The following is a 13,661-nucleotide window of genomic DNA, read 5'->3' as shown; positions in this document are numbered from 1 at the left end:
CTTTTTTAGTTTATAATATGGTTTACTTAAAGTATATAACATTGCAATGACTAAGTGCTATAATAAACTATTAGCAATTTACAAACGTTAATCGAATTATTGAATAATTTAGTGAGTTTTGTTGAAAAGGAGTTTTAACCTATGAAAATCCGTAAAGCGATTATTCCTGCTGCGGGATTAGGAACCCGGTTCCTTCCTGCTACGAAAGCGATGCCTAAAGAGATGCTTCCCATTGTAGACAAACCAACAATTCAATATATTATTGAAGAGGCTGTTGCATCTGGTATAGAGGATATCATTATCGTTACTGGTAAAGGCAAAAGGGCGATTGAGGATCATTTTGACTACTCCTTTGAGCTGGAGCATAATTTGACTGCGAAGGAAAAATGGGATCTGCTCAATGAAGTGCGTAAACCATCGGAGATGGCAGATATCCACTATATTCGTCAAAAGGAACCCAAAGGGTTGGGGCACGCTATCTGGTGTGCACGTAAGTTTATCGGTGACGAACCTTTTGCCGTCCTTTTAGGGGATGACATCGTTGAGTCTGAGAATCCGTGCCTCAAACAGATGATAGACGTGTTCGATGAGTATCAGCGTTCTGTTGTAGGTGTAAAACAAGTGGATTGGAACGAGGTACATCGTTACGGCATAGTTGAAGGTCATGCACTTACTTCCAAAATCTCTGAGGCGGAACGATTGGTAGAAAAGCCAAAGAAGGAAGAAGCAACCTCCAACTTGGCGATTATGGGACGTTATATCTTGACGCCTGATATTTTTGATATCCTGGGCCAGCAATCTGCGGGAGTAGGCGGGGAGATTCAATTGACGGACGCATTGTCCAAGCTGGGAGAAAAGAATCCGATCCTGGCCTACGAGTTTGACGGGAATCGCCATGATGTTGGCGAGAAATTGGGATTCATTGAAACTACTATTCATTATGCTCTGCAGCATAACGAAATCAAGGATGAAGTACTGGCTTATATGAGACAGGTTATTGAAAAGATTGACCAACAAAAATAGACAGCTCACCTAACCTCACCTTATCAAAATAAAAAAGAGACTACCGGATGATATAACATCATCTGATAGTCTCTTTTTTTCTGCTATTTCTCCGATTTTAACTGAGCAATTTGCTCTTTTTCCTTCGGATCAGCTTTTATTAGTTTATCGTACAATGCTTTGTCATCCTGCCCTTGCTTTTGCAGAGCGACGATATAATATCGAGCAATCTCACGATTTGTAGCGTCGCTCAGGTCGTCTTTCAAGCCGTTTTTGAGGATGCTTGCAGCCTCAGCAGGCTTACCTGACATGAACTCAATTTTTCCAGTACTGAGCGCAATACCCGGAGTTACTTCAAAAGTACGTGTCAACTCAATTTCAGGTGGAACCGTCTTAATATGAGCTACCCCATCCAGAACCTTCTGATAAGCAGCGAGACCTGCTTGGAAATATTTCTGTTCCTTGGCTGTGTCTTTCTGCTCATGTGCCTTATTACCAATAGTGTAAGCTTGGGTAATCAACATATTGTACCAGTCATTGTCCCAGACAAAGTTGGAAATGTTATTTTCCAAAATACTGAAGGCTTGCTCATGCTCACCTTTTGCTTTTAAAAGGTTAACTTTGGAGTTATACATGATTTTATTATACGGTTCTGCCTTCAGGCCCGTATTAAGTACCTCTATTGCAGCGTTATAAAATTCCTCTTTTTTCGTTTGATCATACACATTCTTATACAGTGCAGCCAATCTTATAACCGAATCTGGGTGCGTAGGACGAAGTTCAAGATCCTTATTAATGGCACTTTGGATTTCCTCAAAAGATGTGCTGACCGCCATGATCTGTTTGGCAGATGTGGCAGCATTGGCCGATTGCACGAAGCGGAGACCTGCAAAAAGCACCACAATGCTTAGAATGCCGATGACTGCACTATACATGATTCGGAATCCGGAAGCACTCATGGACAGGCGTTTAAGCGGCTTGCTGTCCATAGCAGCGGCCATACCACCGAGACTCACAAATACCAGTATGCCCATGAACACGTAACTCAGATTAAAGTCTAGCAAGCTATGAAGTAAGATTGAGAGTGCCAAAATGAGATACAGGAAGTGAGAATCCCGTTCTTCATCATCTTGTCTCATATAGCTACGGATATATTTATAGAAAATATATAAGATAAATGACATGAAAATTACAAAACCGAGAATACCAACTTCAACCAGATACTGCATGAAGAAGTTATGGGCCTGACGGCTTGTGTAAGGATAATCTTGGTATTTCTCGTATAAAGTAGCCCAACCGCCGCCGCCGGTGCCAATAACAGGATGATCTTTAATCAATTTGGCAGCATCCTGATAGAATACAAGACGTTCCAGTACACTATGCTGCCGGAAATTGATATTTTCAAACCGGACCTGGACGTTTTCTGGTAGTACGCTGCGCAGGCCAGTTCCAATAAACAGAAAAGCCAGCAAGCCAATCACCACAACTGATCCAACAGGTAGCCACAGGTTGGATAACTTGCGGGAGGCCCATCCTTTGAGGGCATTTTCCAACTTCGGTGCCAGATAACGTTCAACAAGCCACAGTACGACAGCTACAGCCAGGGAGACACCAATAAGTAACCCCCAAGCCTTCGCAGCCTCTCCGCCGTTGTAGGTCTTGTTGAGTTGTAAACCCATATTTGTAATTGGCGCCAAGATAGATATTGACGCTACACCAGCAATGGCGCAATGTAAAATCCATATAATTTGGCGTGCTGGTTTAAAGAAAAGCAAAAGCAGCACGAAAACGACTGGCAACATAACCAGACCGCCCCGTGACAAGGTCAGGAACAGCGAGACCAGGATGGGCACCAACATGAAACCATGAGTAGCCTTGCCATACCATGATTTTGATTTCATTAAACAAAAAACGGCAGCGAATAGGAAAGCCATTAGAAAGGCGGCATATGTATTCGCATATTGAAACACTGATGTCAGCCGGAGACCATTTGTATCTGTCATAACTGCATTGGTATAACGATATTGATACACATATTGGGTAAACCAGCCTACCATCTTGCCGGCAAGTACCCACTGTCCAAACCAGTTAATAAAGCCAAAGCCTACAATGACATAAGCAACAGTCATAATCAGGTTGTGAATAATCTTATTGCCTAAGCGATCTTGTAGTAGATAGATTGAGATGATAAACAGAGCGGCATATATGCACTGTACCACCACCATATTCATGGCCAGGTAATGCGAAGCTGCTGAAGTCAGTGAAAGCACATAAGACAGGGGAAGCAGCAGTACTAATACAGCCAGCCAATCCCTTTGCTCTTCCAGCTTGAATTTCTTATAATAAGATACGATTGCCAGGATCAACAGAATCGAGGCGATGATAACAGCCCAATAGAGAGGCTTTTCAAAATCGAGCATTTGCCCATTAAAAAGTGCAGCCTGGAAGGGAGCCCAAGCTAAAAACAGAATCATGCCAACAATTAACACCCAAAACATAGCCGGCCTTTTATCGTCACGGGTCGACGTTTTGGCCTGTTTCCCGTATACTGGATTCGACAAGGTTTACAATCTCCTTTTCTTGTAGATACGTCAACATTTTAGCATATCGTAGCTGTTAGAGCCATATCGCAAGAATAATCCTGTCAAATTTTAACATTATTGTATTGTAAGAGACTTACCAAACCATGTTTAAGGTCGTGACACACTCGTATGAATTTAACTCAAAACTTTTCGAAAAATTTAAAGTTACTCTGGGAATTGTCTAAAAAAGATATTAAATCTAGATACCTTGGTTCATTCATGGGGGTACTCTGGGCTTTTATACATCCTATGGTATCTATACTTGTTTATTGGGTCGTATTTCAGGTTGGTTTTAAAAATGTACCTATTGGAGATACTCCCTTTATACTTTGGTTATTAACAGGAATGGTGCCTTGGTTATTCTTTTCTGAAAGCTTAGCAACTGCAACCAATAGTATTATAGAAAACAATTATTTGGTAAAGAAGATTGTTTTCCGAGTTGGTTTGCTGCCGATGGTGAAAATTTTGTCTGCTCTTTTTGTACATGTATTTTTTATTATTGTTCTTTTCATTATGTTTAAAATATACAATGTAGAATTTACGATTTATAACATTCAAATCCTTTATTATTTATTAGCCACGATCTTTCTTTCCTTGTCCATTTCTTACATAACAGCGACATTAGTTGTTTTTGTAAAGGATGTTGGTCAAGTTGTTGCGGTATTTATTCAGCTATTCTTTTGGCTTACGCCGATCTTCTGGAATTTAAATATTGTTGAAGATAAGTATCAGTTTTTCTTTAAACTAAATCCTGTTTTTTATATCGTCGAGGGATATCGGGATACTTTTATTGATCACAAATGGTTCTGGGAGCATCCATCAATGACGATCTACTTTTGGGCTATTGTGATTATCGCAGGTACTATAGGAATCAAAATTTTCAAGAAAATGAAATCTCATTTTGCAGATGTATTGTGAGGAGAAAATGATGAATCAAACAGAATCAGTTGCTGTGGAAGTTAATAACGTCACTAAAATATATAAAATATATGATAATCCCAATGAGCGATTAAAAGAGGCTGTTCATCCCTTTAAAAAAAAGTATCATTCTGAATTTAAGGCCATCAGTGACCTGTCCTTTTCCATAAATAAAGGACAAGCGATTGGTATTATTGGTAAAAATGGTTCTGGAAAATCGACTCTTTTAAAGATGATCACAGGCGTGATTACTCCCACCAACGGAAGCATTAAAGTGAATGGGAAAGTTGCTGCTCTTTTGGAATTGGGCGCGGGTTTTAATCCGGATTTAACAGGAATGGAAAACATATATTTGAACGGAACCCTTATGGGGTACAGCAAAATAGAGATGGATGGTAAACTTGAATCTATTGTATCCTTTGCGGATATCGGGGACTTCATTAATCAACCAGTCAAAATGTACTCCAGTGGTATGTTTGCCCGTTTAGCCTTTGCAGTAGCTATCAATGTTGATCCAGATATTTTGATTGTGGATGAGGCCTTGTCTGTTGGAGATATTTACTTTCAGGCAAAATGTATTACCAAAATGAAAGAGCTCTCCAAAAAAAGTACGGTTTTATTTGTCTCACATTCCATGGATACCATTAAAAGTTTTTGTGATACAGCGCTGCTGATTGATAAAGGACACATGGTCGAAATTGGTCCAGTGAAACGTGTAGCACAAATTTATGAAAACATTGTTAACCAGGAAATTGCAGATATGAAACGTGTTCAATCTTTGGATGTATTTGTTAATTCTGAAACAGATAAGAAAAGTTCGCTGTTGCTATTAGAAGAGGACCCTGCTTTTGCAAAACGTGCTAATGAGTTTCGTTCTGGAACGGGAGATGCGCGCTTTATAAGAGCAGACTTGTTAGTCAATGGAGAAGTTGTTAACCAGGTCCCTTTTGGAGAAATGGTTACTTTGCGTTTATTGGCACAATATTATAAAGATATAGATTCTGAGGGAACCATTGGCTACATGGTTAGAAACCATACTGGTGTCGATGTGTTTGGCATGAATATCTATAATAAAGCAAAATTAGTTCCGAAAATGCAAGCGGGGGGCATTCTGGAGGTTAACTTTAATTTCCGTAATCTATTATCTGAAAGTGGTAAATACACCATTTCTATTGGTTTGAAGCCTAAGCCTTTTGAGCCTCTTTATCTGGATAGCGTAAGTATAGCAGCTGTTTTTGAGGTTCCTAAGCCAGAGAATAATTACGTACCAGGATTAATATTTGTAGATAACACAATAGATTTGCAAGTCATTAATTAAGGCTGGTGATAAAATGTGTGGGATTTTGTTTTCTAATGTAGCCATAAATAAAGAAGTATTTCTTAATTCATTAAATATAATGAAACACCGGGGGCCTACGGCCCCACTTTGTGTATATCAGAGTGAAAACTTTATGCTGGGGCATAACAGATTAAGTATCTTAGATTTGGATCGGAGAAGTGATCAGCCTTTTTTCTCTGATGACGGAAGATATGTGATTATATTTAACGGAGAGATTTATAATTATAAAGAATTAGCCTCCAATTATTCAATTCAAATGAGAACAAACTCAGATACTGAACTTTTATTGAAGCTTTATATTCAATATGGTCCCCAAATGTTGAATTGGCTTAATGGAATGTTCAGTTTTATTGTTTTAGACGTCCAGCAGAAATCATTTTTTGTAGCACGAGATCGTATGGGAGTAAAACCGCTTTATTACAACAGATATGGGGAAGAGTTCATTTTCAGTTCTGAAATTGCTCCATTGCTCCCATTAGTCCACAACATTTCTATAGATCAAGAAGCCGTAAGACAATATAAAAAGATGAGATGCTTTTTTAATGATCGTACTATCTATAATGAAATAAAAGAGTTTCCACCAGGATATTATTACGAGAATGGCGAATTTGTTAAATATTGGGAAATTGATTACTCTGAAAAAGAACCTCCTTCCGATGAGGAACTTGAGTTTCTAATTCGCTCTGCAGTAGAGTACCGTAAGATCGCAGATGTTGAAATTGGAAGTTACCTAAGCGGGGGATTGGACAGCACGATTATTACTGCACTTGCCAAAGTAGAGCATACTTGGACTGTTGGTTTTGAAGATTATAATGAGTTTCAGTGGTCTGAAATCGCAGCAACAAGATACAATACCATTCATCATCCGATATTGTTTGAACCTGATCACTTTTTATCATTAGCTCGAGAGCTTATAACTGTAAAAAAAGAGCCTCTGTCTGTGCCCAACGAAGTGTTACTGTATCATATGACTCAGCAAGCATCTGCTAAAAATACAGTCATATTAAGCGGAGAAGGCGCTGATGAGCTTTTTTTTGGGTATGACCGTATTTTCAGATGGGCTAGTAGCGCTACAGACTTTGATATCCGAGCCTTTAGTGAACTCTACACCTACGGATCTGAAGATGATATAGAGATTGTAGAAGACGCTTTGACACCTTTCATGAAGTTAAAGTCACCTCAAAAAATCGTAGCTGCATTCTTCCAGCAAGCCCATTTGAGAGGGTTACTTAAAAGGCTGGATAGTGCCTCAATGTTAAATTCCGTAGAAGCAAGATCTCCTTTCTTGGACTATAGATTAATTGAAAGGCTTGCAGGTGTAGACTCTCTGTACAAAATGAAGGATGGGGTTGTTAAGGCTCCTCTCAAGAGAATTTTTAAAGATATTGTCCCTGCAGAGATTGTAAACAGAAAAAAGGTGGGTTTTCCTGTTCAACTTGAAAGAGTCCTATCTTCTGAGAAAATTGAAGGGAAGACGACATTCGACAAATGGTTTAACTTCAATTTAACTACGTTAGGAGAAATCTTATGATTATCGGCTATACTTCCGGAGTCTTCGATTTATTTCATATTGGGCATTTGAATTTGTTGAGAAATGCTAAATCACTCTGTGATAAACTCATTGTTGGTGTGACAACAGATGAGTTAGTTTCATATAAGTACAAAAAAGCAGTAATTCCTTTTGAGGAAAGAATTGAGATTGTCAGAAACATCAGCTTTGTTGATACTGTAATTCCTCAGGACTCCATGGATAAATTTGAGGTTTGGCAAAAATTAAAATATGACGTAATGTTCGTTGGTGATGATTGGTTTCAAAATGAACGTTGGGACCAGTATGAGTTGCAGTTTAAGGAAGTTGGAGTGAAAATTATATATTTTCCCTATACGAAGAGTACATCATCGACTTTACTGAATGAGACATTACTGAAATTAAGAAAATAAGTATAAGATTTTTGCCTGAAAGGAAGAGGTTTTGCAGTGAATATGAACAGATCTATAGCTTTTGTCATTCACAATCTAGTTTTATATGAAACGATTAAGCCTTTAATTGAGGAGTGTGAAAGAAAGCAGATCGTTTGTGATATTTATGTCCCTCACATTGAAGAAGAAGATTGGGGCGACATGTCCTTAGATACCTATCATTATTTGAAGAACAACGGTATAAAAGTGACTCTAACAAGCTCTGTACCTGACAAGGCATATAAAATAGCTTTCTATCCTTATCTCCCTTATTATTTGGAAGTTAAGTCCGATTATAAGTTTAGATACCAGTATGGAATGGCTAAACCAAACTGGAATTTAGATACATGGAGTCGGAATTTCGATTTTATCTTTTGTAATGGGCTGTATGATTCCTCGGTTCTGGCAGCGTACACTCAGACAGAAATCGTAGGAATGATTAAATACGCCAAATTTCAAAGGAAGAAGCGCGAAACGGATAAATATAATTTGCTTTATTTGCCTACGTATGGGAATGAGTCGTCTATTGAGCTTGTTATGAACCATATTGAAGAAATGTCAGATACCTTTAATATGAAGGTGAAATTGCATCATGGCACTTCTTTTTTGGAGCATGAACGGGTTAGTCTAGTTAAGTCGCATATCCCTGATGTGCTTGATCACAAGGCTTCTCTTGTTCATTTAATAGAGGAAGCTGATGTGATATTGTCTGACGGCTCTGGAGCTATATTTGATGCGCTGTTTACGGACACTCCAATTGTAATATTCCAACATCCCCAAACAGAATCTTTCGAGGGGATTTTACCTTTGGAAGAGCAAATAGTTCAGCAAAACATTGTTCCTTTTGTGAGCGATAACGGCAATATTAAACAAACTTTACTTAATGCAATCTTAGATGAACAACTAATACAACAAAGAAGGAAATTTACTCTAGAGATGTTTCCGGTTAAAGGAAGAGAGACGATAGATAAGTGTATGGATGTAATTAACAGATTTCTAAAAGATGACGTGGACCATGCTTATAGAGCAGGGCATACACGCCTGAAAAATGAATTTAATGAATTACAAACTCATAATCAAACTCAAAGCCAAGAAATAGAGCAGCAAAAACAACACATTGTTGAGCATATGGATCAGATTAACACATTGATTCAAACACGAGATCATCAGGAAAATGTAATAAGCAGCATGTCAGCAGATTTTAAATCTCTGTCTGAAAAGAAAGATGAATTAGAACAGCAATATGTTCAACTTACACAGGATTATAATAATGAAAAAAACAACTTGGATATATTAAATCATCAATATAGACAACTATTTGGTCAATATAATGAACTGAACACCCAGTTCAGTGAGTTGGAAGAATATAATGGAAGACTGTCTACAGAGATTCATAATATTTATAACTCTAAAAGGTGGAAAATGGCGAATAAACTTAAACATATCTTACACAAGTCCAAAATGATATATGTTCTTAAGGGATATAGAGTATGGAAAAGTTATGGCACCACTATTTTACTGAAAAAGATAAAATCTAAAGTGTCGCATAAGCTTAAAAGAACTAACGCGGGGGATCAGCCGATTGATCTACGCAAAGATGAAGGGAATTACAATCAGTTATTAACCTGGTATGAGTATAAATTTTACAATTATAAAGTATCTAAAGACAACTCATTTTCTCTGGCTCTTGATAAGTTCGAGATTGAGTTTGAGAAGGATCTTATATCGGTTGTCCTTCCTGTATATAACGGTGAGGATTATGTATCAAAAGCTATTGATAGTATTCTGCAGCAATCTTACAAGTATTTTGAACTCATTATTATTAACGATGGTTCAAAAGACTCAACGGCAGAAATTATTGATAAGTATGCTAAAGCAGATCATCGTATCAGAGTAGTTCATCAGGAAAATCGTAAGATACCAAGAACATTATCTAGAGGTTTTAAGCTAGCCAAGGGTGAATATCATACGTGGACAAGTGCAGATAATATCCTCCCTGAAAATTTCCTGGAGAAGATGGTAGCTGATCTTAAACGTGATGAAAATATTGGTATGGTGTATGCGAACATGAGGTTAATCGACTCTGCCGGTCAAGTGATTTCCAACCATGGCTGGTATGAAGAACCACAGTTCAGTGGCAATGTTATGCTGCCTAAGTCTGCATTGGAGTTAAACGTATATCCTAACAATACAATTGGTGCAGCTTTTATGTATAGGGCCAAGGTAACCCAGTTATTGGGTGACTATTCTAGTTATAAGCATACCCTTGAAGATTATGATTACTGGATGAGAGTGAACTCTCTATTTGAGCTCAAACATGTGACGTTCGATGAGCCTATATATGATTATCGCTGGCACGATAAGTCACTGACCGCTTTAGATCAAGAACTGGGCATCACCTCTAACAGATATAAACTCATGGTACTTGATGATTTTAGAAGAGATTTTTATCTGACCCCATTAGTGTGGATCATTGAGGGAGATGCTACTGAAGCTGGTGAGTTTAAGAACTATGTTCTGACTAAAGGACATACTGTGGTTGGAAGAGATGAAGTGAATACGATTGTTGGTCTTAATTTGGCAACGCCTATTTGCTATTTGTATATAAAAACAGGTGAAGTCCATGATTTTGAATTTATTGATTTTAATGCTTCAACGTCTACGTATGCACTGCTTATAGATAAATCAGAGCATACAACAGATACATTTGTAGCTGACTATCCTTGGGATCTGAAAATAAAAGATAAAATGAATGGTGAAACAGATAGCAACTATGACTTTTTTGCGCAGGATACGGAAGTTCTGTTCTCTCTTATAAATACGAAGGTTAAGAACGATCACTTGTACCGTATTGAGGCGGTAATTGAAAGTGAACCCGTTTATAATAAGGGATTATCAGTTATTATTTGTACTTACCAGCGGAGTGAAAAGCTATCGAATGCGATTAAATCTGTCATAGAACAGTCGTTGGATAAAGCAGACTATGAAATTATCGTTGTAAATAATGATTATTTGAATGATGAGATTCATCATTTGGTTCGTGATTTCAGAGCAACCTATAATATTGACGAATCCTTCCTGCGATATATGGAGGCTCCATTAAAAGGTCTTTCCTTTGCACGTAATGTTGGTTTATTTGGGGCAGAGGGGGAGGTCATACTCTATATTGATGATGACGCTATCGCAAACTCCAACTTGCTTGAGGAAACCATCAGAGGATTCTCAGATCGTCCCGATATCGGGGTCATGGGTGGGAATATCATACTCAATTTACACGAGGAACGGCCTGAAGTGGTTAAACCAGGTACTGAAGCATACTGGAGTCAGCTTATTGTGGAAGGCGACGAAATTATCGATTCTAATTTTCAGTGGGAGTTCCCTTATGGAGCCAACTTTGCGGTTAGACATGCTGCGCTAATGCGAATTGGGGGCTTTAGAAGCGCCTATGGGCGTAAAGGAAACAATTACGCTGGAGGAGAAGAAATTGTTGTATCTTTTGCTATGAGAGAAATCGGCTATAAGGTTGGTCTTAATCCTAAGATGAAGGTCATTCATGATGTGGACACCTCCCGATATACTGTTGAGCATGTTAGAAAGACAATGCGAAACAGTATTTTAACCAATTACCAATTGCAAAAGGATCTGTATGCGCCGATGGAATCGGATATTGAGGCAGATAAGAATCACCTCGAAATTGTTAAAGCTGAATTAGATCATTTGCAGAAGATTCCGACTAAAAATCGAGACGTTGAAATTGATATTCTGTATAAACAATACACAGTTGAAGCGTATGAAGAGTTAATACAAATGAAGGAAAACGATATGAATTCGCGAAAACAGTTGGCAGGATCGTATAGATAATTAATAAAACTTTAAAGGCGCCTCTTTTATAAAAATTAAGGGGCGCCTTTATTAGTATGGAGCGGTTAAATTGAAAATTTTATATTTCTCCCCGATCTATTGGGATGATTTAAAACAACGTCCGCAACATTTGGCCGAAGAGCTTGCTAAAATGCCGGGGGTTCACATCACCTTTGTAGAACCATCCATTAGTATACTTAATAGTATTGTAAGGCAGAACTCAGATTATAAAAAAAGAAATCAAACCATAAATGATAGCCTTCAAATATTCAGGCCTTCGGGCAGCCTGAGATTACCCCGAAGCTTTGAAAGCTTAGACGTATTTCATATGAATCAATGGTTTGAAAAGAGACAGTTGGAAGATTTAGTTTCCAGTGCAGATATCATTTGGTTAGGAAGTCCAGTCTTTTATCCTCTTATTAAATCAAATAATAATAAGAAGATTGTGTTTGATCGAATGGACGACTATGTATTTCTAACTAACAATGCATTGATGAAGAAATTACTCGAAAAGTGGGAACTTGAATTACTTGCCAAGGCGGATCTTGTTATTTCTACAAGTAACCATTTGCATAAGCATTCTCAAACATTGTGTAGACAATCTTATTTGGTGAAAAATGCTGTTGATACAGCTATACTAAATATAAATGTAGCTAGCTTGGTTGTTAGCGAGTTAGAATGGTTAAAGCACGAAGGCTACTACATTTTTGGATATGTAGGGGCGATTGACCACTGGTTTGATGTGGAAGCGGTTAGGGCTATTACTGAATTTGATGAGAAATTTGTTGTATGTTTGGTTGGGAGAAATAACCTGAATTATAATTTTGAACAGCATAATAGGATTAAATATTATGAGACTGTCCCTAAATCAGAAATTGGTGCGATTATTGATGCTTTTGATATTTGTTTATACCCCTTTTTGAGGAATTCGGATAGAATTGATACGATCAATCCAGTAAAAGTTTATGAGTATTTGAGTTTTAATAAAGTGATATTAGCGGTGGATAGCGAAGAAACAAGGCTTTTAAATCAGGAAGGAATTTATCTATATAATAGTTTAGAGGAAATAAGAAAATATCTAAAGGATATAGATACCCTGCAACGCCCTTTTTATGATCAAGAGCAACTGGAGGACTTCGTAGTTCATAATAATTGGGAAGCTCGTGCAAAAACCATTATGGAGCTGCTTATAAAAGAGCTTCAATAGGAGGAACTTAGATATGAAAGGGATTATACTAGCAGGAGGGACTGGATCTAGATTATACCCCCTTACTAAAGTTACAAACAAACATTTATTGCCAATTGGTAAATATCCGATGATATATTACTCTATTGATAAGCTCAAAAAGGCGAATATAAATGATATTTTAATCGTTACCGGAAAAGAACATATGGGAGATGTAGTTAATCTCTTAGGAAGTGGTGTCGACCTTGGAGTTACTCTGACTTACAAAGTGCAAGATGAAGCCGGGGGGATTGCCCAGGCTTTGCTTTTAGCTGAGCACTTTGTTGGCAATGACAAGATGGTTGTTATTTTGGGGGACAATGTTTTTAAAGATGATATATCATCGTTTGTTGAAAAATTCAAACTTCAAGAATCAGGAGCGAAATTACTACTTCATAAAGTGCCTGATGCTAACCGCTATGGGGTACCAGAATTACAAGGCGATAACATTGTAAATATTGAAGAAAAGCCGGAGATTCCTAAGAGTGATTATGCAGTTACGGGCATTTATATGTTCAACCACTCGGTATTCAATATCATCAAGACCTTGACTCCTTCAGCAAGAGGAGAATATGAAATAACAGATGTTAATAACGCTTATATTCAACGAAACCAACTTACATTTGATATTTTAGAGAATTGGTGGACTGATGCGGGAACACATAGTTCATTGATGCTTGCTAACAAATTAGTAAGTGAAATGAATTATGAGCTTTTTTCTTAGTATTATCATAGAACTAGCGACATCTTATGGTGATACTAAATAATTAAGAAA

At 37.7% G+C, this 13,661-nt stretch carries 9 protein-coding genes; 8 read left to right on the top strand and 1 reads right to left on the bottom strand.

Annotation, left to right across the window (positions count from 1 at the left end):
* Positions 1-141: 141 nt before the first annotated feature.
* Positions 142-1,023: a UTP--glucose-1-phosphate uridylyltransferase GalU gene (galU, locus tag ACUUJN_RS23835; protein WP_028542106.1), complete on the top strand. Its 882-nt coding sequence runs from the start codon at positions 142-144 to the stop codon at positions 1,021-1,023.
* Between the two features lie 83 nt (positions 1,024-1,106).
* Here the strand turns inward: galU and ACUUJN_RS23830 are convergent, their stop codons facing one another.
* Positions 1,107-3,563 carry an O-antigen ligase family protein gene (locus ACUUJN_RS23830; RefSeq protein WP_053326210.1) on the bottom strand — a complete coding sequence of 819 codons (2,457 nt, stop codon included), beginning with the start codon at positions 3,561-3,563 and terminating at the stop codon, positions 1,107-1,109.
* 150 nt (positions 3,564-3,713) lie between these two features.
* On the opposite strand from ACUUJN_RS23830, the gene ACUUJN_RS23825 reads away from it, so the two are divergent.
* The 7 genes from ACUUJN_RS23825 to ACUUJN_RS23795 all read left to right on the top strand — a co-directional run bounded on the left by ACUUJN_RS23825 (position 3,714) and on the right by ACUUJN_RS23795 (position 13,610).
* Entirely contained in the window at positions 3,714-4,502 is a 789-nt protein-coding gene (locus ACUUJN_RS23825) for an ABC transporter permease (RefSeq protein WP_028542104.1), read from the top strand.
* 10 nt (positions 4,503-4,512) lie between these two features.
* Positions 4,513-5,820: an ABC transporter ATP-binding protein gene (locus tag ACUUJN_RS23820; RefSeq protein WP_028542103.1), complete on the top strand. Its 1,308-nt coding sequence runs from the start codon at positions 4,513-4,515 to the stop codon at positions 5,818-5,820.
* Positions 5,821-5,833: 13 nt separating this feature from the next.
* The gene (gene asnB / locus ACUUJN_RS23815) at positions 5,834-7,372 is read left to right on the top strand and encodes an asparagine synthase (glutamine-hydrolyzing) (protein ID WP_484668986.1); all 1,539 of its coding nucleotides are present in this window, start codon (positions 5,834-5,836) and stop codon (positions 7,370-7,372) included.
* Positions 7,369-7,782 carry an FAD synthase family protein gene (locus tag ACUUJN_RS23810; protein WP_013312205.1) on the top strand — a complete coding sequence of 138 codons (414 nt, stop codon included), beginning with the start codon at positions 7,369-7,371 and terminating at the stop codon, positions 7,780-7,782. Before asnB ends, ACUUJN_RS23810 begins: the two co-directional genes overlap by 4 nt.
* Positions 7,783-7,824: 42 nt before the next feature.
* Positions 7,825-11,661, top strand: a complete 3,837-nt coding sequence (locus ACUUJN_RS23805) for a glycosyltransferase (RefSeq protein ID WP_484669772.1) — start codon at positions 7,825-7,827, stop codon at positions 11,659-11,661.
* Positions 11,662-11,731: 70 nt separating this feature from the next.
* Complete coding sequence (locus ACUUJN_RS23800) at positions 11,732-12,868, top strand: glycosyltransferase family protein (RefSeq protein ID WP_279835333.1); 1,137 nt, start codon at positions 11,732-11,734, stop codon at positions 12,866-12,868.
* A 13-nt stretch (positions 12,869-12,881) separates the two neighbouring features.
* Entirely contained in the window at positions 12,882-13,610 is a 729-nt protein-coding gene (locus ACUUJN_RS23795) for a sugar phosphate nucleotidyltransferase (RefSeq protein ID WP_028542099.1), read from the top strand.
* Positions 13,611-13,661: the final 51 nt, after the last annotated feature.

The organism is Paenibacillus sp. LRG-1 (genome assembly GCF_057220305.1).
Note: the sequence above shows the minus strand (reverse complement) of the source record. Positions and strands in the feature narration are given on the sequence as shown.